Origin of the sequence: Richelia sinica FACHB-800 (assembly GCF_014698825.1) — a bacterium.
In the GTDB taxonomy this organism is placed as follows: Bacteria; Cyanobacteriota; Cyanobacteriia; order Cyanobacteriales; family Nostocaceae; genus FACHB-800.
In genome coordinates this window covers 295,338-318,661 of record NZ_JACJTT010000002.1, presented here as the reverse complement: position 1 = coordinate 318,661, position 23,324 = coordinate 295,338, and the positions used below count along the sequence as shown (strand labels likewise).

The window sequence follows — 23,324 nt, the reverse complement described above, 5'->3', positions numbered from 1 at the left end:
TGGATAATTTGTGTTAATATGAAGATTCTTTTATCATCGGCTTTATTGCAGCTATTGATCATATTAGGGCAATTGGGTGACAATAATTGATAATTACAATTATCTAGGGATATTAAATTTTTATTTACATGATAGATGCAGAACTAAAATTTTAAATTAGCCATAACATTGACTTTAATAAATTGTTTCTCTGCTGCCAACGGTTCAAACTTCCAGCCGAAATCAACCTCATAATCATGAATTAATGTTAATAAACCCATGTGGGAAACTTGAGAATTAGATGCTGTACTTTCTAATTGTTGAATATATAAATCTTGAATGGGCAAGTTGATAATTTTTTCGATAAATAACTGATAGGTATGCACCACTGATTTTTCGGATACATTAGATACTAGTATAAATAATTGGTTTTCATATAAATGTAAGGAAATATTAACAGGAACATTAGCAGAAGTATCACTAAACTTCATGGCGTTTTCTAACAATTCATTGGCTACATAGCTAATAGAAGCTTTTACTGTATCTTGTCTGTTAATATAACTGTTAGGAATTTCTTCGCCAGGAAAGAAATTAGCAAAATAATCTCCTAAAAAATCAGCAGATAGACCATAGTTAATCCAGCGATGGTTACGAGCCACAGAATTAGGAGAAAAACTAATCACTAAATATTCATCACTAACGGGTAAATCGTTGATAAAATTGCCAAATATTTGAGCCATAAAATTGGTTAAATGGGAAAAATATTAGTAATGCAACTACTGATTATTTAAAAAATGATATCAATGATGAAACACAAAGATAAGAAATTAATTTAGTAGATAGGATTTATTGATCATTTATTTTTGTTTAATTACTAATAAAGTAATATCATCGTAAACAGTGTGTAAGCCAATATGTTGTTTCACGTCTTCAATCACAGTGCTACAGATAGCATGAGCTGACTGCTCCCAGATTCTGCCAACAAGATTACATAGTCTGTCTAAGCCGTACATAACTCGATTATCACCCTCAGCTTCTGTAATTCCATCAGTATAGAGGACAATGACATCATCTTTACATAAATCTACCTCCATACTATTCACAAAATGAGAAATATTTTCAGTTAATCCGATAGGGAAACCTAAGTCAATCGTATCAATTAATTCAATGATTCCACCGGAACGGACTATGATAATGTTATCATGCTGACCACTGATTTTTAGCTTTTGCTGACAATAGTCGAGTAAGGCTAAGGTCATATTTTTATGAGATTTCATTCTGCGGAGATTGCCATAAACGGCTAAGTTTAATAAACTCAAAAATTCAATGGGATTGGTAATATTACTTTGCAGTAAGGTACGTACAGCCATCTGTACCATCATCATTAATACGCCACTTTCTAAGCCATGGCCAGTAACATCACCAATGCCAATTTTGATATGTCCTTGATGAACTAGTACATCGTAGTAGTCACCACCAACTGCCGAAGCAGGTTCCATAAAAGCGGCTATTTCTAATTCTTGAATGTTATTTAGTTCTTTTTGGCTTGGTAAAAGCATTCTTTGCAATTTACGAGTAACTTCTATTTCTGCTTGAAGACGAAGATTATCAGCTTTGAGTTTGACTAAATTTAAATGGGTGCTAATTCGAGCTAATAATTCTTCCTTGTCAATTGGTTTTGTTAAATAATCGTTTGCTCCTACTTCGAAGCCGTTAACTAAATCTGATGTTTGGTTTTTAGCAGTTAATAGCAAAATTGGTAATTCACTAGCTGACCAAGTTTCACGAATTTTTTGAGTTAATTCATAACCGGTCATTTTGGGCATCATCACATCAAGTAAAATTAGGTCTGGCTTTAAGCCTGTTTCTAATAGTTTTAAAGCTTCTATAGCGTTGGTGGCTTGGCTAATGGTATATTTTTGCAGTGATAAAATGTTGACTAGGACTTGCAGATTAATTACTTCATCATCAACAACTAAAATATGTAAGTTTTGATTTTCAGATGTATTTGCAGATTTAGATGTAGGAATATCTTCAACTACTACTGATAAATAAGAAGATGTTCTGAGTAACTGAATATTTTCATTAATATTAGCTTTAGGGTCAGCGATGGATATAGGTAAGGTAAAAATAAATTGAGAACCTTTGTCCACCTCTGATATTACCCAGATATTCCCACCATGTAGTTCAACCAGTTGTTTAGTGACTGTTAACCCTAAGCCAGTACCTCCATAAATTCTGCCTGTGGAACCATCAGCTTGTTCAAAAGATTCAAAGATGTTGATTAATTTATCTTCAGGAATACCAATACCTGTGTCAGATACGATAATTTCTAAATGCTGATTCACCAGCAATGCAGATATTTCTATTTTGCCAGAATCGGTAAATTTTATAGCATTACCAATGAGATTATAAAAAATTTGCTGAAGCCTATTTTCGTCAGCAGCGACTGGTGGTAAATCTGGATGAATAGAATTAATTAATTGTAATGCTTTCTTGCCAATCAGTGGCTGGGAAAGGGCTATAACTAAATCGACGATTTCTTGGATACGAATTGGTTTAATTTGAAGTTGAATATTTTTGTGTTTGAGTTGGGAAAAATCGAGAATGTCATTGACTAAATTAGCTAGTCTTCTCCCACTAGCTACCACCATATTTAAATTAGCGATCGCTTGATTGGGTAGTTCTCCAGCAACTCCATCAATTAAAGATTCTGTAATACCAATAATCCCATTTAAAGGAGTGCGTAATTCGTGAGAAGTATTGGCTAAAAATTCATCTTTGAGTTGATTTAGCTGGTGTAATTCGACATTTTTTTCTGCTAGTGCTTGAAATGATGATTGCAATTGTTCTGCCATACTATTAAAAGCATTAGCCAAAATACCCAATTCATCATTACGTACTATTTTAACGGTCTGTTGAAATTCTCCTGATGCTAAAGCTATGGCAGAATTTTTCAAATCTAAAATTGGTTTGACCACATATTGAGCAGTGGCAATTCCCACACTGGTGGCCATAACTAGAGCTATGACACATAATATAATTGTGGTTTGTGTATTGGCATTAATTTGTGAGATAAAGTCTGATTCAGGAACGACTATGACAATTAGCCAATCTAATCCTTTCCCATCTTGGAAAGGTTGAACTTCTAAAAAATTGCGTTTACCATTGATGAAAAAGCTTAATTCTTGAGATTGATTAATTTGCTGTAAATTATCAAAAGTTTTTTGTAAATGTTGGGCTGTCTGTCGGACTAAAAACTCTTGACTTTCTATGGCTTTAATTCTTTTGGGTTGATTATCTTTACCAACTGTATAAGGTTTTTCTAAATTAGAGGAAGCAACTAAGTTACCATCTCTTTCAATAATAAAGGCTTGCCCAGTTTTACCTATTTTTAATGTATGCAAAAAATGGCTGATTTGCACCAGTGCCATATCTACAGTAAATACGCCTTGTAGTTGACGGTTCTGGTTATAATGAGGAAGAGAAATACCAATACCTAAACCATCATAGATGGAATATTTGTAAATAGGATACCAAGCGACTTTGCCATGATTTTTTGCTGCTTGATACCAACTTCTCTGTCGGGGATAAAATTTTTTATTAGTGCGATAAAGTTGTGTCCTTTGTCCGTTCTTATCAGTATTATAAATGTGAACTATATGATTATTAGTGGCATTGGCTAGAGATAATTTGATTGTGCCATTACTGATATCTCGACTAGCACCCACATATTCATTTTTTTCGTTACCATAGGACACAAATGTGAGATACTTAAATAAATGTATTTGTTGCCAAAGATAGCTTTCTAAAGATACTAAATTATTTGGGTTCAGTCTCTGGTCACGAATATCTGAATCGATAATTTGAGCTATCACATAAGGTGTAGCAGTAAAAGTTGTGAGGTCAGCTTCAATGCGATCGCTAATTTCTTTCCGTAATTGAGATGCAACATTATTTACAGCTTCCTGACCATTACGGTATGATAAATACCCCACAATACCAACGGTAGCAGCAATTTGGAGCACAAATGGCACTACCAGAACGAAACGTAAAGGCACTTGTCCACATGCTTTGGTAATTGGATGGACGAGGAATTTTGGTAGCATATTCTAAACCCTGAGTTAAGTAGTCATGCTGGTAATTACCTAACTTTCGGTAAGCGAGCATGAGCAGACAGACAAATCTTTTGGAGAGATGATCTAAAATTTTAATCTGTTTCGTTAAGTATTTTTACAAATTTTTTAGATATTTTTGTAACAAACCAGTAAAGATTTCTGGTAGTTCTAGATGGGGAATAATACCAGATTGAGCGATCGCATGAAAATGAGTAATTACACGGTAATTTAACTGCTGCAAACGTCTTCCCAAGGTAATTTTGGTAAATTGTGCATCTTCTCCCCAAAACATAACCGTGGGAATTTTTAACTGTTGAATATATAAACTCAAATCAAAATATAGGTCTCCTCGCAGAAATGCTAAAGCTGCAAATTTAGCATTTGGTTGTTGTGCAGATGTTAAATAAGCTGCAACTATTTCTGAAGTCAATCTTTCTGGGTGAGCAAAGAGAAAATTTTCTAAAAAGTTTCTCACTGCAACTTCATTTTCGGCACCTAATCCATAAATTAAATTGTCTAGCAAAGGTGTATTAATAATTGCTAAAGGTAATCTTCGTCCTACCCCTTGGCCAAAGTCATCAAACCCAGCAGGACAAACTAAAAATAATCTGTCAAATAATTCCGGTTTCATAATAGCTAACCGAATGATTAACCCAGCAGTGAAAGAAGAGGCAACTACTGTCACAGGTTGTTCACAAGTTTGGGTAATAAATTCAGTAATTGTAGTTAAATAATCTTGTATTTGATAATCCCGGACAGGATGCTCAGACTCACCCCAACCAATTAAATCTGGTGCTAAAATACGATAATCAAATCCAAAAGCTGGATAAACTTTAGACCATTCAAAAGCAGATGCACCACCACCGAAATTATGCAGAAATAAAAGAGCAGGTAATTGGTGAAGATGATCTATTTCCCATGGTGCAGCGACTTGTGTATAATAAGCCATTCTACCCAAGGATGTATTAATGGCTTTCTGACCAAAGCCAGGGGGTTGAAATTGCAGCATATTTATTCAGATGATTTAACTAGCATTATCTCTAGTAATTTGTACCAATTGGTTGAGATTATCACCACTGATATGATAAGCAGCACCAAAACCTATAACAAAGCGTCCTGTATGGGGAGTTAATTTAAAAATGCGAAAATCTGGTAAAATTCTCAGCATATCAATGATTTCCCCAAATCTACTTTGAAATTGTTCTACAATATATTTCCATAGTTCAGTTTCTCTCTCAACTAAACTGGCAGTACAATCAAAACTTAATCTCTGTCTGGCAAAGATTTGTTTAGTTTTTGATTCATCTTCAATAAATAAAATACTAACCTGGGGATGAGCTTCAATATTTTGAGTATGAATTGATAAACCACTGACATAGATATAGATATTTTTCGATTCATCTATGACAAAAGGAGTATAACTAGCGTTAGGTACACCCTGTCCATTAACCGTACTAATGATAATACTGGCAAATTGGGATGTAAATTTTTCATATTCAGCTTGGGCTTTTTCTAATGAAACCATAAGTTAAAGCTTTCAATTTGCTAAGATAGTCTCAATTATTATACATTGATAATAGATTCATTAATGGCAATTAAAGGCTATAAATCAATAGAGTTGAGCATAGTCAAAAGCCTAAATTGTGTAGATTGGCTTGGCTCAAGTACATCCAAAGTCTTCAATACTTTTTTTGGTTTGTGCTATTGCTTAACCCACCCTGCTTTTCTCGATAATAAAACCTATAGGACTATAATATGAGTTGATAATTAGCATCGGCTAATATCTATATAGCTATTTTCATTCCAGTACAAAGCAGTAATTATTAAACGCAAATGGACACAGATCAACGCAGATAATTTTGGTAATTTATTAGAGTAGGAAATTCTATATATTTGTACTAAGAATTGATACCTTTTCATTTAAATGTATAATAAATCTTCAAAATAATAATTTTTATTTATGCAGTGAGTTGGTAAAACGGATAAATATGACTAACCAAAATCGTTCTCAATGGAATTTGTGTAGGTTTATAAAAACCCTAGCCTACTTTGAAGTCATTCCTCTGTTTAGTTGGATAGAAAAATTATTTTCAGGTAACAGTCGGGAGATAGAAACACAATCCAAAGGAGAAACAAAAAATATGGGTGTCATCTTAGTAGCAGGTGCAACTGGTGGTGTGGGTAAAAGAGTTGTTGCTAAATTAGTAGGACAAGGATATCATGTACGATGCTTGGTGAGAGATATAGAAAAAGCGAGAAATATTCTCAGTGAAGCAGTTGATTTAGTAGTGGGAGATATTACTAAACCTGAGACTCTCAATCATTTAGTCATGGCTAATATCCAAGCTGTGATCTGTTGTACTGCTGTACGTGTGCAACCAGTAGAAGGAGATACCAAAGATAGAGAAAAATACTACCAAGGTGTGAAATTTTATCAGCCGGAAATAGTTGGTGATACTCCAGAAAATGTTGAATATCAAGGAGTAAAAAACTTAGTCACAGCAGCAGCTAAGTATTTACCATCTGCAAGCGAAAAGGTAATTTTTGATTTTACTCAAACATCAGCTGAGTTAAAAAATATTTGGGGTGCATTAGATGATGTGGTGATGGGTGGGGTCAGTGCTAGTAGTTTTCAATTAGGAGAAAAATCAGCATTGTTTAGTGGTAATGTTTCTACTGCTAATTCCGGTGGCTTTGCTTCCGTCAGGACTAAAAACTTTGTGCCTGTAATTAACTTATCAGGATTTACTGGTGTGAAATTACGGGTGAAAGGAGATGGACAACGCTATAAAATCTTTTTGAGAACAGAATCAACTTGGGATGGAGTTGGTTATAGCTATTCCTTTGATACTGTGGTTGATAACTGGATAGATGTGACCATTCCCTTTGCTGATTTAACCCCTGTTTTTCGTGCTAAAACTGTTAAAGATTCCCCACCAATTGATGCCAGTAAAGTTTGCTCATTGCAACTGATGTTGAGCAAATTTGAATATGATGGTGCGCTGAATCCCAAATTTGCTCCTGGTAGCTTTGCACTGGAAATAGAATCTATTAAAGCTGTAGGAGGAAAGAATTTACCTCAATTCGTATTGGTCAGTTCTGCGGGTGTAACTCGTCCAGGGAGACCGGGAATTAATTTAGATGAAGAACCACCAGCAGTGAGATTAAATGACCAATTAGGAGGAATATTAACTTGGAAGTTGCAAGGTGAAGAAAGTTTAAGAAACAGTGGCATTCCTTACACAATTATCCGCCCTTGTGCTTTAACGGAAACAGCAGGAGGAAAAGAATTAATTTTCGAGCAAGGAGATAATATTAAAGGTAAAATCAGTCGTGATGATGTGGCAGAAATTTGTATACAAGTGCTAAAACAGTCCCAGGCTTGTAACTTGACTTTAGAAGTCAAGGAAGGAGAAAACATAGCTCATAGCTCTAATTGGCAACAGCTATTTTCTGCCTTACAACCGGATAAATAATTTGACAAAAATCTCATCCTATGATGAAAAAGTTACTGTTAGCTGGGGTTGTGATGATTTTGTTGTGGAGTGGTGTTTTTTCTCATCCTGTTTCCTCACAACAGACAGATTTTCGGGTGAATAATCTAGAATCAGATTTGCGAGGGTTGGAGATAAGGTTAAATCAACTGGAATTAATGGTAGCTCAAACTCGTTCTTCTGGTTCGAGGAACTTGAATAATATCCCTCCCCAGACTGGTAGCTCTAGAGCTAGATTACCATCAGAGCGCGATCGCATGATCGACAGATTATCAACATTGGTGGTGGAATTGAAGCAACAAGTCAACACCTTAGAGAACCGAGTGACACAACTAGAATCACGTTACACAAATTAAAAATTCAAAATGAACAAAGCTGGTTTTAGCAGGGTTTCCAACTGTCTACTGTAGTTAATTTGCTTCAATTCATTAATATATGGATACACAGAGTCAAACAACCGCAATTTATGAAGGTGGATGTCATTGTGGTGCAGTGCGGTTTCAAGTCACAGTAGATCATCATAAAGTAGATGATTGTAATTGTTCTATTTGTCAAAAAAAGGGATTTTTACATTTAATTGTTCCCAAGGACAAATTTAAACTGTTGCAAGGGGAAGACGTGTTGACAACTTATACCTTTAATACAGGAATTGCTCAACATAAATTTTGTCGAATTTGTGGAATTCATTCCTTTTATATTCCCCGCAGTCATCCTGATTGTATTGATGTCAATGTGCGTTGTTTAGATGGCAATGTCATCAATGATTTTGAAATTGTTCCCTTTGATGGCTTAAATTGGGAAGCGAATATTGATAAATTACTTAATTCTTAACCTCATTAACAATGACCTGGTACAAATCACCTCTAAAACCCTTATTCACCTATGGAATACTGGCAACTATAGCCGTAGTAATGTTATTTCCTCTCCTGTGGTTGTTGAGTACAGCATTAAAATCATCAACAGAAAATATATTACAATCACCACCCCAACTCATACCAGTTCAACCCACCTTACAAAACTTTATTCAAGTTTGGCAAGCACTGCCCTTTGGACAATATTTATTTAATAGTATCTTAGTGGCGTTTCTAACTGTGGGATTAAACTTACTATTTTGTTCCCTGGCAGCTTATCCCCTAGCGAGAATGTCATTTACAGGCAGAAATTTTATTTTTCTGGCAATAGTTTCGACGATTATGATTCCCTTTCAAATCGTCATGATTCCTCTGTATATTTTAGTAGGGCAATTAGGGTTGAGAGATAGTTATTTAGGGATGATTTTTCCTAGTTTAGCCTCTGCTTTTGGTATTTTTCTCTTACGTCAAGCCTTTTTAGGCGTGCCGAAGGAATTAGAAGAAGCTGCCAGATTGGATGGTAGTTCAGAGTTAGGTTTATGGTGGCACATTATGTTACCTGCCATTCGTCCAGCTTTAATTACATTAGCAATTTTTGTGTTTATTGGGGCTTGGAGTGATTTTTTATGGCCGTTAATTGTGATTCAAAATGAAAATTTATATACTCTACCTTTAGGAGTAGCTAAATTAGCGGGGACTTTTTCTTTAGATTGGCGATTAGTTGCCGCAGGTTCGATTATTTCTATTGCACCAGTGTTGATATTATTTTTGTTTTTACAAAGATATATTGTCCCTACAGATACGGGGAGTGGGGTCAAGGGGTAATGTTTTTTGCACGCAGAGGCGCAGAGGTATAGATTGTAGTCTTCGATACGGCAGTTGCTCATGGGGGACAAGGGAGACAAGGGGGACAAAGAAGACAAGGACGAATATCTTCTTGTTCCTCCTCCTCTCTTTCTGTCACCTGTCACCTGTCACCTATCACCTGTCACCTCCTATACTTCTACTCCCAAATTAACTAGGTATGGTTCCTCTAGAGATTGGAGGGTGCTAGCTTGAATAGCATCTAGGTAGCGTCGCAGGGAAGATACTTGTTGTGGGTTGGGACGATAGGTGAGATTGCCTTGTTTTTCAAAGAGGGGGACGGCTGCTAGGACTTGGTAATCAAAGTTGACTTGGGAGTTTTGGGTCAACCAGTTGGAGTCTAGGAGGGAGGGAATTAAACCAGGGGGTAGTTCTCCTTCTAAAAATGCCAGGAGTCGTTGCTGACAAATACGGGTGTTGATACCGCGATTTTCAAATAACTGCAAAACTTCGGTGAAGGATAGGGTTCTTTCGGGTAGGAGTTTCAGCAGTTCTGTAAATAGGAAATAGTCGGTGTATTGCTGTCTGGGGACTTCTAGGACTTGGGGATGGAGTGGTAAGACTGACAAGCCATAAGCAACACGGCTACTGAAGGTTTCGCTGTCTACGCTAATATCTTGGATGATTTTGGCGTTGGGAAGTTTTTGCCGTAACCAACGATTAACTGTCTCCACGGAAGCTACACCCCCGGTGAGAACTGCTTGGTTGATGCCTTCGGTGGGAATACCACGGGCTACTAATAATTTGTTGAGTTCGCGGTTGAGACGACGGACAAAGGGGACAAAGACTTGACTTTCTAAGTCGCGACGTTGCAAGATCCAGCGTTGGTCAGCTAATTCTAAAATGAAGGTTTCTTGGTGCTGTAAAATCAGTTTTAGAGCGATCGCTGCATCTAATAAAGCTTGTCCCAAAATTGAGCTTTCTAGCCGTTGCTGCAAGCGAATACGCATGGCCGAATCTGGTTCTCCCACTCGCGGTATTTCCAAAGCTTCTAACCCCAAGGAATGCCATTGCATTTGGTCTAAACCGGGGATGGAGGGTTGCCAATGCCAAAGATTACTATCGGCTGTGTTACCTTGAGATTCTGCCTCAAAGCGAGATTGACGTGATTTCGGTGGTAGGAGTAATTGGCAAATAATATCCTGTTCAATTCCCTTCCCAGCATAGGCGAAACTGTGAAGCATGAAGTCTTGGTGCTTTAGTTCCTCCATTTCTGTGGGTAAGTCAACCAAGGCCATTTCGGTGGCTGTAGAACCGATATTCACCACCAGAGTATTGCCAACTAAAGGATGCTCACTATTTTTCAATATCCGCAAACCTTGGGGAGTGCTGACTTGAATTAAGGGATATTTCACACTATCTAATTCTGGCAGCAAACTAGCGATCGCTTCTTCAATAAAAAATACTTGTTGGGGATGGGAAACAAGTTTACTGGCCAATATAGCTTCCCGCACATTAAATCGATATTGTTCCGTCCAGCTAGAGGGACAAGTGCAAATTACCCCAGCCAAATTATTAATGATATTGGTATAACTTTGCCCATCTAAACCAATAGCATTGGCAATTAAAGCCGGAGTAGTGCTAGTTTGATTAGATTTTAGGGTTAATAGGAGTTTAGAGAGCGATCGCACCACCCAAATTAATGGCCCAGCCGCAAACTCATTTAACTGTAACACTGGTTCCCATTTTTGTCGTTCCCGCTTATAGGGAATAGCCACCTGTAAATAGGGTTTTAACTGGGTAGAGTAGAGATTTTGACTAGCTGGGTCAGTATCCTGTGCCACAGATGTCGGTGAGGTTTGCTCAGTATTGCCAGCCTTTTCTCCTTCAGGATGGGAAGTTGTGGTAGTGGGTAAATAAACCTCTGCTGGTAATCGAAAAGATTCTTGGAAAGTATTTGTGTTAGCTTGAGTTTCCGCAGACCAACAAATGGGATAAACAATAGATGTAGCGCGATTTAATAAAGCCGCAGAAATGCCAGTGGTTCCTAAATCAATCCCTAAATACCAAACAGAATCAAAAACCCGGTTGGCATCGGCAGGTGTATCGTTGAAGTTTATACCCGTTAGCAAAGAACTGAGTGAAGCAGAAATAGAGGCTTCCTTTTTTTTTTCAGCGACAGGGTTAATATCTACCTGAGTCTCCAACTCAGGCAGTTGTACCGCATCCAACGGAGTAGAGGAAATATTTTCCGTTACCCCAACCTTTGGGATGTTTTCCACCGGGGAAGTCGGTTGCCAAGATGAGCCTATTTGTTGATCAAAATCTGCTAAATCATGATTTAATCGCTCCAGCTGTTGCTCATTTAAAATGATTTCTGGGATATTAGCTGCCTCATAACTCTCTAAAGATAAAAGATTTTCTTGGGGAGAAGCAGGAATATAGTTGTTATCAAGGGGAACTGCTGCTGGTGCAGATGGCGTTAGTTCTGGAGTATGGTCTGGAGAAACTTCAACATCGCTATCAATTAATAAATCCGTCAACACTGTAATCGTATCCGCACCATCGGGCAGAGAAGGGGCACCCCCTAAAGTAGTATCATTGGTGTCTATCCACAATAACGTTGGTGAAGCAGCAGAAATTGACGGCTGAACCTCTGGTATTTCTGGTTGTGCTAATAAATCCAAATCAGCCTCTTCTGGTTCTACCTCTGCTTCTACAGATTTGAGTAGCGTTGGTGATGTAGTTGGTAACTCAACTTCCTTCTCTTCTACTTCTGGTGCTGATAAATCTTCAGCCACTGGTTGTGGTTCCACTAAATTAGGCACAGCAGCTATTTCTGGAGATTCACTACCTACCTGGGTTGTTGGTGCAGCCGCAATAGAACTTGATTCTTCACTACTAAATAAACTTGCATACAACTGTTCTACTGCATCCCCACGCACCACCACATTAGCAGGTTGGACAGGAGTGCTGACACTAACATCATTAGTTGTACTAGCAGGAGGCTGTTCACCAGTTAGCTGTGATAACACCACATCTAAATCCGCCAAAGTCACAGGTTCACTAGTCTCAGCTACATTCGAGAATAAAGATAAATCCTCTAACTGCGTTGATGTTTCTGGAGTCGGACTTAACCCAACTTCTAAATTAGAACTACTTGCAACATTTAACTGAGACAGACTATCTGGTTGACTAGAGGTTGATGATAGAGGTTGTTGTAGATTCTTAATCAACGTCGCAATCAACTTTTCACCCTGTAGTCCTTGATTGTGCATATTCGCTACTGCTGACGACAAGGACTCATGATAGGTTTTAATATTTTGCTCTAGAGATTCAAAAACAACATTAACCGTACCATCCAAGGACAGTAAACGCTGATCTAACTCCCTGGCCAAATTAGCTAACTTCTCCATCCGTTCCGTTGATTCTAAAATTGGTGGGATGGCAGTTGGTAACAATTCTAAAGTTTGATGTTGACCACCTTCCGGATTATTAGCAGCGATATTCGCCATAATTTGGCTAAAAATCGGCATTAAGTTGGGAACCAGACGACTTACGAGCACCTGTAAGAACTCGGAAATCATTTGTTCTTGATGTGCTAATTGTTGCGTTAAGGAGTAATTTTGTAACCGCTTTTGTTCTAATTGCCTAATTTCTTGAATTAAAGTTTCTCTTTCTTGTAACAAATCGGAAATTTCTGTTTTTAAAGGCTGTAATAATACGGAAAATTCAACTTTTAACTGTTCAACTTCAATGGCTGCTTGGGCTGGTGCAGAGGGATAATAGGATGATACAGACTGTCTTTGACTCTGCTCCACAAAACGCTCTAACAACTGGGAAGAGACTGGAGACACAGATTCATTACCTGATGCCTCACTACCATTCATCTTGACCAGGAAGTCACGGACTCGCTGTAAAACTTCTCTTTCTTCTTGCCCTTGACCGGAAAGCAGCTTAGACAGGCGCTTACCGCCATTAGCTAGTAAGTTGTCGATATCTGCGATCAGTTTGTGAATATCGTCTGCACGGGAAGTCACGTTAAATTACCTTAGAGAGAAATGTACGTTGATAGAGATGAGACTTATAATTACTGAAGTTCTAAGTAGCAAAAATTTTAGCTTAAACTTCTCTGGGGCAATTATGTGATGAATTAATGGGATATGCAACATAAGCCGTAATTCAGTTATTGATGTTTTCTCTATCCTGTCTGCCATTGGACTGATCCAGAAATTCTCACTGCCAAAAGCCTATTGGCACTTCCTCCTTTCCTCAAGGACAATAATCATATGCAGAAATTACGTCGAGTTTCTCTGTACATCCGTTATATTGAGCCTGATATATAACTGATCAGACTGGAATCAAGGCGGTGAGGACATGAGCAAAAAAGTATGTTTATCTCCACCCTAGTTCACCTACTGTCCTTGCTTTTCCTAGCTCCTGCTGCCTCTCACCTGCTATATCTTAGATAAGGGACTGTGTTTTAATAACTTAGGCTGATGATGGCACTATTGCTTGTTGTGTTAATAGCAGCTTTAATAAAAATGTTCTCATGGAAGACCGATATAGTTTGCAAACACCCGCTCACATTTGGATTAACTCAGTCCCCTTTTTTCAAGGGCTACCTGAGTCTGTGGTGGAAAAAGCCACCACTCATCTTGTTAGCCGCGCTCACCCACCCAATCAAGTAATTCTGCTAGAAAATGACTGGGGTGGTTCTGTATATTTTATTTTAGATGGATGGGTAAAAATTCGGACTTACAATTTAGAGGGTAAAGAGGTAACACTGAATATTCTCGGTAAGGGCGAATTATTTGGAGAAATGGCAGCGTTGGATGAAGTGCCTCGTTCCACTGACGTGATCACTCTCATGCCGACTATGATTGGCAGTATGCCTGCTCAAGATTTTGTGAAGTTGTTAAACAGTGAGCCTTTAGCAGGATTGAGATTAGCACAGTTGATGGCCCGTCGTCTGCGGCAGGTCAATCGTCGTTTGCGGTTGCGGGAATCAGACAGTCAATCACGGGTGGCAGATACTTTGCTGTTTTTGGCAGAAGGTCAAGGTAAACGTGGACAGACAGGTACAGAAATTCCCAATTTACCCCATCGAGAACTGAGTAGCTTGAGTGGACTAGCACGGGAAACGGTAACAAGAGTATTGACACGGTTAGAAAAAAAAGGTTTGATTGTCCGGGATCAAGATATTCTGTGTATTCCCGATTTGTCAGCTTTAGAAAAAATGATAGTTTAGTTGCTTGTTTATTTATCCACAATATTTGTCTCTATCCTGTCTAAATACTAAACATGAGTATTATTGATTCCCAAAAAGAGGAACCAGAAGAAGAGCGATCGCTTGCTTCTTCACCGCTACAATTAACCCAACCCCAAATTCAGGTTGATGCACCCTTGCGAATGGTGGAAACGGCATTTTTAGCCAGCACTGCCAGTTTAATTTGGTTCATTAATTTCTATTTTCCCTTGGGGCCAGTCCTGAGAATCTTTTTTCCTGTCCCCATTGCTTTAGTTTATTTACGTTGGGGCAAACGGGCAGCTTGGATGGCAGCCCTAACTTCTGGCTTATTGTTAGCCGTGCTAATGGGGCCTGTGCGGAGTTTATTATTTGTGATGCCCTTTGCCTTTATGGGCGTACTTTTAGGGGCAACTTGGTATCGACGTGTCTCCTGGGTTGTTTCCATCACCTTAGGCATGATATTAGGGACAATAGGGGTGTTTTTTCGCCTGTGGCTGCTGTCGCTGTTATCGGGTGAAGACCTGTGGATTTATGTAATTAATCAAGTTACGGATATTATTGGCTGGATATTCCTCAAACTGGAAATTTTAGCTAGTCCCAGTGTATTTTTAATTCAAGCTGGTGCGATCGCTTTAATTGCCCTCAATAATTTAATTTATCTATTTGTCGTCCATCTGGCTTCCTGGTTATTGTTAGACCGACTAGGAAATCCTATTCCCCGTCCACCACGTTGGGTGCAAGTATTGATGGATTATGAATGATTAGGAGTTCAGGAGTCAGGAGTTCAGAAGTTCAGGAGTTCAGAAGTTCAGGAGTTCAGAAGTTCAGGAGTTCAGAAGTTCAGAAGTCAGGAGTATGGCTGATGCCTTGGGGAATGCCACGCTGTGCGAATAGAAATATAGCTGCGCTACGGCACACTACGTGAAGGCGAACAGAAGCAAGAAGATTAGTCACATCTTCTGCCTGTATGTAACAGAAAATAGTTTTATGATTAAAATTTATACTAATATTTCTCAAGGCGAAGCCTGGATAAAGGGTTATTTTGGTTGCTTACCTACTTTTGTATGTGTATTAGGTTTTACAGAAACGGCGCTAATTCCCGGTATTTCGGCGGCGGGATTAACTCCAGAGGATAGAAAATATACTGCCTGTGCAGATGCAGAATATTTATATTTTGGGGCAGAACATCAGCCACAGTATGCCTTACCCCCATTGACTGCGGGGGCTTCTCCGGTGATTATTTCCCGTGCGGTGGTTGCAGACCTGAAAATTCCGGTTCATATATTCAATGCAGGTTTACCACAGGTGCCGGCTATACCTGCTATTGATTTAGATGGGACTGTGGCTAAATGTTTAAGTCAAGGTGCAGCAATGTCAATTGATGCCGTTCAACATTTACTGGAACAGGGTTTGCTTTGGGGGGCGCGCTTGAGTGCTAATTTGACCCAAAGTTACCTGGTGTTAAGTGAATGCGTAGTTGGTGGTACGACTACTGCTTTGGCTGTTTTAGAGGGTTTAGGGGTGAATGCAGGGGGTAAAGTCAACAGCAGTCACCCAGTTTGTAACCATGAGCAAAAATGGGCGGTTGTGCAAGCTGGGTTAGCAAATTTGCCTCCCACAAAAGACCCTTTGGCATTGGTCGCAGCCATAGGAGATCCGATGCAAATAGTAGTAGCGGGAATGGCGATCGCTGCTAGTCGCAGTTGTGGTGTGTTACTAGCTGGGGGTACTCAAATGTTAGCTGTTTATGCTTTGATAGAGGCGATCGCTCAATCTTACCAATTACCATGGCAACCAGAAGCCATTGTTGTTGGCACCACCCGTTGGGTCGCAGAAGATCCAAGTGGTGCTACAGTCGATTTAGCAATGAATTTAAACAGTAATATTCACGACTTTGTTCATAAACCTACCCTCTTAGCTACCCAATTAAGTTTTGCTGATTCCCGTTATCCACAACTCCAAGCTTATGAGCAGGGTTTTGTCAAAGAAGGTATTGGTGCTGGAGGTGCTTGTATAACTGCCCATCTTTATCAAAATTGGCAGCAGGATCAGCTTTTGGCAGCCATTGAAGCCCAATTTGAACAACTTATCCGCTTTAATAATTTATAACAGGGATCTCTTTTTCACATCCTCTCGGTCTTAAGTCTCGTCACACTTAAAACTTAAGAAATTCTCTCTCTGAGTAACTGTTCCTCCAACGCTGCAATGCGATTATAGGCAGCCGTTAATTGTGCTGTGAGTCTCTGAATTTGAATATCTGGAGTTATCTGCCTATCTCCTGCTTGACGGTTCAATTCTGGATAAAATCCATCCGTCAAAATATCCTTATGTTCTAGTTCGGAATTAAAAGTGATATAGCTTTTTAGCTGGTAGTTTTGAGGTTCTTGAATTTCTAGATAATTATCTCTGGATGGGGATTGATCGGTGGCCAGACTTGATAAAGCTTGAGAGACTCTATAATCTAGTTTCTGAATGACTTGATAAAGCGCATCCAGTTTTTGGCTTAATGACAGGATTTCTTGTTCAAATGTCTCCATTTAATACCTTCTGCCCAAATATTTTCTCTATGTTATTCAATATATTGACAATATTAATCATACTTATGAATTATTTAATTTTTCAGTGAGTTTTTGAGAATCTAACACTTTTATTAGTAAACATATACATAAGGTAATCAGAACTATTTACATAACTCCTTCATTTGTTGAGAAAAGTTAAGTTGTCACTATGAATTGAACTACAGTCACGTGAATAGGACAGCCAGAAATCTCAATAATATGTGAAAAATTTTCTTTTTTCGTCTTTACTTCAGATGTTTACAGCGCAAATAACAATGCTCTAATAGTTTGTTGATTTAAATCATGTTTCTGCTGCGCTCTTCCCTGCTATCCACCCTTGAACACCTGAAGGAGTAATTTCCTCAATTCAACCTGACTCCCCTATGGCAATTTGCTATTATCTGTTTTTGAAGAGGATAAAGTCAGTCAGATATTCCCCTGCTCTGCCCTGACTACTCCTGGACAGGATATGGTATGTATAGTGGAAAATTAGAAAATCAATGGATCGCAGGTCTTTTTTGCTGGGTACAGGTACATTAGCAATTTCCCATCTCCTGACTGGGTGTGCGGGAAAAGAGCAGATAGAACTAAAAGTGCAGTTATTACAAGGTTCAATACCTGGTCAGCTAGTTAATCAGTTTCGCAAAGGTTTGCAGAAACAACAACAGGTCAAGTTTACTCCTATTGGTCAAATAGAACAGCTATTTAAACAATTAAAAATTTGGCAACAGCAGCAACAAGGAAAAGAAAAAACTGACTGGACTAGTTACATCCCATTCATATCCGGTCAAAAACATCCTCTGGCTGATTTAACCACAGTGGGAGACTATTGGTTAAGCGCAGCAATCAGTCAGAAACTGATTGAACCTTTAGACACCACAAAAATTAAACAATGGTCTTCTTTAGATAGTAAATGGCAAGAACTCGTCAAACGAGATGAACAAGGAAATCCCGACCCCCAAGGGAAAATTTGGGGTGTACCTTATCGTTGGGGTAGTACAGCCATAGTTTATAATCGGGATAAATTCCAAGCATTAGGTTGGCAACCGACTGACTGGAGTGATTTATGGCGTAGTGAATTGCGATCGCAAATTTCTCTCCTCAACCAGCCACGGGAAGTAATTGGTTTAGTCTTAAAGAAGTTAGGTCATTCCTACAACACAACCAATCTTGACCAAATTTCTGCCCTAGAAACAGAATTAAAGTCCTTAAATCAACAAGTTAAATTCTACGATTCCACTAAATATTTAGAACCACTGATTATCGGTGACACATGGTTAGCTGTAGGATGGTCTAATGACATCATTCCTGTTTTAGGACGTAACCCCCAACTGAGTGCATTTGTTCCCAAATCGGGAACAGCAATGTGGGCCGATGTATGGATACGTCCCCAAGGTGGAAAAAACAGCGATTTAGTTTATCAATGGATAGATTTCTGTTTACAGGAACAAACAGCTAACACAATTAAGTTGCTCACTAAAGTTAACTCTCCCATTGCTACCAATGTGAATGTCAAAGAGTTTCAACCACCAGTGCAAAACTTGCTATTTCCCAGTCCAGAAATTGTAGCTAAAAGTGAATTTCTCTTACCCTTATCGCCACAAATTAACCAACAATATCATGATTTATTTACCAAAATTCAACAATCCACATGATTAAAGTTTCATATTAATTTTGCATAAAGCGGGAACTGTCTGGAAATTACAGGTATAAGTCCCCAAAGCTTCTCGCTGGTAATTAAAAACTCGAATATTATAACCAAAATTCCTGGCTGCACTACCCACCCGATTGACAAACTCGTAGCGTTCCAAATAATCTAACAAACTCCAAATTTGCTGATTGACAATTAAATCAACACGGGCAGGTTCTCGGTCAGAAGCCTGATAAGCCAACCAATTATCTAATAATTTCTTTTCCGAAGTTTCCTGAATCCACCATAAACTTGGTACCGTTAACCCGACTGGATTAATGGTATTGGCAGTAATTACAGAATCATGGGGTTGAGTTAATAAATTTAATTCTAAAGGTGCAGTAGAAGGTAGGGGTATATTGTCTGCTTCCGAGGCAAAACTAGGACACACCTTACCAACAATAAGGCTAAAAATGAACAGCAGGGGAATTGTGTGAAAAATAGCAAATTTTGATTTCAACATAGCTAAACCACGAAATACATTCAAAATCAACCTTTGCGTCTTTGCTCCTTTGCTCCTTGGCGTGAAACTTCCCAGCTTAAATGATGTCATAGCATTTTGGATTTTTGCTTGTCAAATACCCATCATTAGACCAAACCCATCACAACTTGAGTATGATTGCCATAACCCATCATAGGTATCTGTTAAACTGGGTGAGAAACCCATGAACTTGAAGAATCATCAATTATGCTGAAGCGTTCCAAATTTGAGACAACCCAGTCTCAAATTATGCACCGTGCAGAAGATTTGATTAGTGCAGCCTCTAATCGTTATCGGATTACAGTTCAAGTTGCAAATCGCGCTAAACGTCGCCGTTATGAGGAATATGAAAATAACGAAGATGTGATGATGAAACCTGTCCTTAGGGCGATTATTGAAATGTCCGACGAATTGACTCAACCAGAAATCATCGGCGAAGTGTAAACCATTGGAGATGAAAGTAGCAGTGCTGAGAGAAAATAAATCTCAGTAATACTTTGATCTCCCACATTACCATGTCAAGAGTAAAATTATTGCCTTTAGGCTGCCGTTATACCTTAATTATTTGCTCTCTAGTAGGGGGTATAGCGACTTCTAGCATATCACCTGCGATCGCTCAACGCATCAGTCCTAGCGATATCTGGCAGCAAGTGTATGCAGAATTGCCCGATTTACCAAAAGAAAATCAATATATCAGCAAAGAAAATGGTCAGAGGGCAGAAAATAACACCTTAATGAGTCGTTTGATTCGTTATCACATTTATGTAAAAGGTCGGTCTCCCATTTATCGCCTGGATTGGAAGTTAACCTTAGCTGATTACCTCGATGCCAATGAAACGATGTATGAAGCCACATATCCAGGTAATGATAGTTTAAAACAAAATCCCATAGAAGGCGATCGCGCCACCATTGGTAAACTTACCCGTCGTCAACGAGACAGCCTCGTACAAGTCTTAGTAAACATCTTTAACCCAACCGTTTTCACCTTACCCCCATCTACCCCCACACAGCCAACCACCACGCCAATACAGCCATCAGGAGGGGCTGATTTGCTGAAATAATGGGTCAATTCCCAAATCAAAAATTGCAATTTGAGTCCATGGAACGTTTAATTAAAAGTGGTGCGGGTTGGCGCATCGGCTGGAATGCCAGCGCACCCATATATCAAGGTTTAATCGGTACTGATGATTGGGCAGTAGAATTAACAGAACCAGAATTAAATGACTTTTGTCGTCTCTTGCATCAACTAGCCGACACCATGAAGTCTTTGGAAAGTGAACTCATGGACGAAGAAAAGATTGCCTGTGAAGCCGAAAGCGATTTATTGTGGATGGAGGTAGAAGGTTATCCCCATGCCTATAGTTTGCGGTTTATTCTCAATTCCCAACGTTGTGGAGAAGGGAAATGGCAACCTGAAGCTGTCCCTGGTTTAATCCAAGCCAGTGCCTCTCTCAAATTTTTTTGAAAAAAGCTTGCTATTTCTTTAACTCTGTGATAATTTTAGAAAAGTGACTTAACTCGGTTTTAGATAAAAGAGTTTGAAAATCCCCAGTTCAAATAAAAATCTAAATTACTGAATTAAGTAGACGGGGCGTAGCGCAGCTTGGTAGCGCGCCACTTTGGGGTAGTGGAGGTCGTGGGTTCGAATCCCGCCGCTCCGATTGATGAAATAAGCGTAAATATTTAGTTTGGACAGACAAGACGATTATATTGCACAGGGTGAAAGTGCGATCCCTTTCCATAGGATTTTCACTGCATGACAGTCACCTTGAGGGTACAGAGAACAAGGTGCTTGATTGGTTATATCTGTAAAAAAGCAAATTTTTCTCCTCAATAATTTTAGCTATTAACAGCACGGTGTGGGTGAAGTAGTGGTGTGTACAAACTATAGGTGCATCACGGGAAATGAGGATTTCACCCAAAATTGGCATAGGTCTATTAATGGTGAAGAATTTTTGAGAATATATTATGACTAGCAATTACCAAGACTAGACTGTTTCCAATATTACAAAGACAAATAGCTTTCAACGGCTAGAAAAGTTGGCTATATAGAGAAACTTCATTTCTGCGGGTATAGCTAAAAAATAAGGTGATGGTCAATTCTTGAATATAGAATCCTCCACCTCAAATTCACAATGGGTATAGCTTACATGATGAAAAAGCATCGTCGCCATAATAAAGCAGTCCATAAATCATCCCTCAAAGAATTTTTACATCAGCCAGGAACGCCTCCAGGCACAATTATTATTGATGAAAATGCGGAACAGCCAAATATTGTTTTAATTGATTACAATCGAGCTAACTTAGTTAATAAAAAACTCCAACAACCTGAAGACTGTTTTCAATATTTAGATACAGAATCAGTCTCTTGGGTTGACGTTCAAGGTTTAGGTAATCGTGATATTATCCAAAGATTAGGTCAGGTGTTTGATTTGCATCCTCTGGTATTGGAAGATGTGGTCAATATGGCAGAACGACCAAAAGTAGAAGATTACGAAGACCAGTTAGTGATTATTGCTCGTATGGTTGTTCCTAATATAAATAACCATAGCTTTCATAGTGAACAAGTGAGCTTTGTTTTGGGTAAATATTACCTATTAACAATTCAAGAAGAACCAGAATATGATTGCTTTCAAAGTGTGAGAAACAGAATTGAAAAAGGTAAGGGCATTATCCGCAGACAAAGCGCCGATTATCTAGCCTATTCTCTTTTAGATGCCATTATTGATGGATTTTTCCCTGTCTTAGAATTATATGGTGAACGCCTAGAAGAATTAGAAGAGGAAGTAATATTTAATCCCAATCAACATACTTTGCAGCAAATTTATCAAATTAGGAGAGAACTACTACAATTACGGCGAGCAATTTGGCCCCAAAGGGATGCAATTAATACCTTGATTCGAGATGGTAGCGAATTGATTAGTGAGGAAGTGAGAATTTATCTCAGAGATTGTTATGACCATACTGTGCAAGTTATGGATATGGTAGAAACCTACCGAGAATTAGCCTCTGGTTTAATGGATGTTTATCTTTCTGCCGTTGGCAATAAAATGAATGAAATCATGAAACTATTAACAGTAGTTTCGGCAATTTTTATTCCTCTGACATTCATTGCTGGTATCTACGGCATGAACTTTAATACTGAAAAATCACCCTTTAATATGCCAGAACTCAATTGGTATTGGGGTTACCCCTTTTGTTTAGGATTAATGGCACTGATTGCCGTTGTACTGCTATTTATATTTTGGCGCAGAGGGTGGTTGTCAAATTCGTTTCACATCAAGTAATAATTATTTATTCATATGGTGCGATATTAGAATTAAACAGACATTGCTCTTTATCTTTGACTATACATCTAAATTAATTCGTAGTTATGGCAAACAACGGCGACCAAAATTTAATTGTTTTGACAGTTTATATTCTAGGCATATGGTACACATTTCAGCGGATGGTGGAATCCATTGATGATATAGTGAAACTAGACTATCAAAAAAAAGTAGTTGACGAACAACTACAAGAGCAAAATTTGCAAGATAAAATTTCCGTTTCCTTTAAGACGAATACATATTCCTTAGACAAGGTGCAAGATGACTTGAAAGAGTTATCAATGAGTATTGAAAATAAATCGGATAGTTTGGCAGTATATGTAGATTGGGATAATAGTTCTTGGGTAGTAGAACATACTAAACAATCACGCCGAGTTATTCGCAAATCGCCTGATGTGACTCGCGACTTAGCTATGCCCCAGGTAGCGACAATTATTGCTCCCAAGAAAACTATTTCCGAAACTGTCACCGCGGAAGACGTTTTAAAACTAGATAAGGATTCGGGAACCTATAAACCGGGAGCGCCTTTAATTAATATTATGGGGCTGAAAAATCAAAAGGATCAAAAGAAGCTGTTTAAAGACTTTATGGATGGTAAGAAAAATTTGGAATTTTCCCTACAATTGGTGTTGCGAATTTCCGAAATTCGGGTGGGTTTAGCACCTGGTGTGAATGTACCACCGGTGTCGATTATTAACTGTCCTTTTACTATCACCAAGTTACCTTGGACTTATGCACTACCTTGGAACAAGAAAAAATAAGTGCCAAGTGA

The 23,324-nt window shown here is 38.5% G+C and carries 20 protein-coding genes and 1 tRNA gene; 14 read left to right on the top strand and 7 right to left on the bottom strand.

Features of this window, described 5'->3' with window-relative positions:
* Positions 1-143 precede the first annotated feature (143 nt).
* The 4 genes from H6G73_RS03210 to H6G73_RS03195 form a co-directional block, all read right to left on the bottom strand.
* A complete protein-coding gene (locus H6G73_RS03210) occupies positions 144-719 on the bottom strand; it encodes a slr1658 superfamily regulator (protein WP_190601495.1) in 576 nt (191 codons plus the stop codon).
* Positions 720-836: 117 nt separating this feature from the next.
* Positions 837-4,088, bottom strand: a complete 3,252-nt coding sequence (locus H6G73_RS03205) for a SpoIIE family protein phosphatase (protein ID WP_190601494.1) — start codon at positions 4,086-4,088, stop codon at positions 837-839.
* A gap of 124 nt (positions 4,089-4,212) precedes the next feature.
* Complete coding sequence (locus tag H6G73_RS03200) at positions 4,213-5,106, bottom strand: alpha/beta fold hydrolase (protein WP_190601493.1); 894 nt, start codon at positions 5,104-5,106, stop codon at positions 4,213-4,215.
* Positions 5,107-5,121: 15 nt separating this feature from the next.
* A complete protein-coding gene (locus H6G73_RS03195) occupies positions 5,122-5,622 on the bottom strand; it encodes a HugZ family pyridoxamine 5'-phosphate oxidase (protein ID WP_190601492.1) in 501 nt (166 codons plus the stop codon).
* A 463-nt stretch (positions 5,623-6,085) separates the two neighbouring features.
* On the opposite strand from H6G73_RS03195, the gene H6G73_RS03190 reads away from it, so the two are divergent.
* The 4 genes from H6G73_RS03190 to H6G73_RS03175 all read left to right on the top strand — a co-directional run bounded on the left by H6G73_RS03190 (position 6,086) and on the right by H6G73_RS03175 (position 9,267).
* Positions 6,086-7,573, top strand: coding sequence for a CIA30 family protein (locus H6G73_RS03190; protein WP_190601491.1), 1,488 nt, complete (start codon positions 6,086-6,088; stop codon positions 7,571-7,573).
* A gap of 20 nt (positions 7,574-7,593) precedes the next feature.
* Positions 7,594-7,947, top strand: coding sequence for a hypothetical protein (locus tag H6G73_RS03185; RefSeq protein ID WP_190601490.1), 354 nt, complete (start codon positions 7,594-7,596; stop codon positions 7,945-7,947).
* A gap of 79 nt (positions 7,948-8,026) precedes the next feature.
* On the top strand, positions 8,027-8,422 hold the full coding sequence (locus tag H6G73_RS03180) for a GFA family protein (protein ID WP_190601489.1): 396 nt from the start codon (positions 8,027-8,029) through the stop codon (positions 8,420-8,422).
* 11 nt (positions 8,423-8,433) lie between these two features.
* Positions 8,434-9,267, top strand: coding sequence for a carbohydrate ABC transporter permease (locus tag H6G73_RS03175; protein WP_190601488.1), 834 nt, complete (start codon positions 8,434-8,436; stop codon positions 9,265-9,267).
* Between the two features lie 170 nt (positions 9,268-9,437).
* On the opposite strand, the gene H6G73_RS03170 is transcribed toward H6G73_RS03175, so the two are convergent.
* On the bottom strand, positions 9,438-13,286 hold the full coding sequence (locus H6G73_RS03170) for a hypothetical protein (protein WP_190601487.1): 3,849 nt from the start codon (positions 13,284-13,286) through the stop codon (positions 9,438-9,440).
* A 512-nt stretch (positions 13,287-13,798) separates the two neighbouring features.
* On the opposite strand from H6G73_RS03170, the gene H6G73_RS03165 reads away from it, so the two are divergent.
* The 3 genes from H6G73_RS03165 to cobT all read left to right on the top strand — a co-directional run bounded on the left by H6G73_RS03165 (position 13,799) and on the right by cobT (position 16,606).
* Entirely contained in the window at positions 13,799-14,497 is a 699-nt protein-coding gene (locus H6G73_RS03165) for a Crp/Fnr family transcriptional regulator (protein WP_190601486.1), read from the top strand.
* A 53-nt stretch (positions 14,498-14,550) separates the two neighbouring features.
* Positions 14,551-15,258, top strand: coding sequence for a DUF2232 domain-containing protein (locus tag H6G73_RS03160; protein WP_190601485.1), 708 nt, complete (start codon positions 14,551-14,553; stop codon positions 15,256-15,258).
* Between the two features lie 226 nt (positions 15,259-15,484).
* Positions 15,485-16,606, top strand: coding sequence for a nicotinate mononucleotide-dependent phosphoribosyltransferase CobT (gene cobT / locus H6G73_RS03155; RefSeq protein ID WP_190601484.1), 1,122 nt, complete (start codon positions 15,485-15,487; stop codon positions 16,604-16,606).
* Between the two features lie 53 nt (positions 16,607-16,659).
* On the opposite strand, the gene H6G73_RS03150 is transcribed toward cobT, so the two are convergent.
* Positions 16,660-17,034, bottom strand: a complete 375-nt coding sequence (locus tag H6G73_RS03150) for a hypothetical protein (protein WP_190601483.1) — start codon at positions 17,032-17,034, stop codon at positions 16,660-16,662.
* A 521-nt stretch (positions 17,035-17,555) separates the two neighbouring features.
* On the opposite strand from H6G73_RS03150, the gene H6G73_RS03145 reads away from it, so the two are divergent.
* Positions 17,556-18,710: an extracellular solute-binding protein gene (locus H6G73_RS03145; RefSeq protein WP_190601482.1), complete on the top strand. Its 1,155-nt coding sequence runs from the start codon at positions 17,556-17,558 to the stop codon at positions 18,708-18,710.
* Here H6G73_RS03145 and H6G73_RS03140 read toward each other — a convergent pair whose 3' ends face one another.
* Positions 18,711-19,208, bottom strand: a complete 498-nt coding sequence (locus tag H6G73_RS03140) for a hypothetical protein (RefSeq protein ID WP_190601481.1) — start codon at positions 19,206-19,208, stop codon at positions 18,711-18,713.
* 225 nt (positions 19,209-19,433) lie between these two features.
* Between H6G73_RS03140 and H6G73_RS03135 the strand changes: the two genes are divergently transcribed.
* The 6 genes from H6G73_RS03135 (at position 19,434) to H6G73_RS03110 (ending at position 23,313) form a co-directional block, all read left to right on the top strand.
* Complete coding sequence (locus tag H6G73_RS03135) at positions 19,434-19,670, top strand: DNA-directed RNA polymerase subunit omega (RefSeq protein ID WP_190601480.1); 237 nt, start codon at positions 19,434-19,436, stop codon at positions 19,668-19,670.
* A gap of 71 nt (positions 19,671-19,741) precedes the next feature.
* Positions 19,742-20,287 (top strand): hypothetical protein, encoded by a 546-nt coding sequence (locus H6G73_RS03130; protein ID WP_190601479.1) that lies wholly within the window; start codon positions 19,742-19,744, stop codon positions 20,285-20,287.
* A gap of 38 nt (positions 20,288-20,325) precedes the next feature.
* The gene (locus H6G73_RS03125; RefSeq protein WP_190601478.1) at positions 20,326-20,691 is read left to right on the top strand and encodes a DUF1818 family protein; all 366 of its coding nucleotides are present in this window, start codon (positions 20,326-20,328) and stop codon (positions 20,689-20,691) included.
* A 122-nt stretch (positions 20,692-20,813) separates the two neighbouring features.
* A tRNA-Pro gene (locus H6G73_RS03120) sits at positions 20,814-20,887 on the top strand.
* Between the two features lie 489 nt (positions 20,888-21,376).
* Complete coding sequence (gene corA / locus H6G73_RS03115) at positions 21,377-22,513, top strand: magnesium/cobalt transporter CorA (RefSeq protein ID WP_190601570.1); 1,137 nt, start codon at positions 21,377-21,379, stop codon at positions 22,511-22,513.
* 86 nt (positions 22,514-22,599) lie between these two features.
* Positions 22,600-23,313, top strand: a complete 714-nt coding sequence (locus tag H6G73_RS03110; protein ID WP_190601477.1) for a hypothetical protein — start codon at positions 22,600-22,602, stop codon at positions 23,311-23,313.
* Positions 23,314-23,324 lie beyond the last annotated feature (11 nt).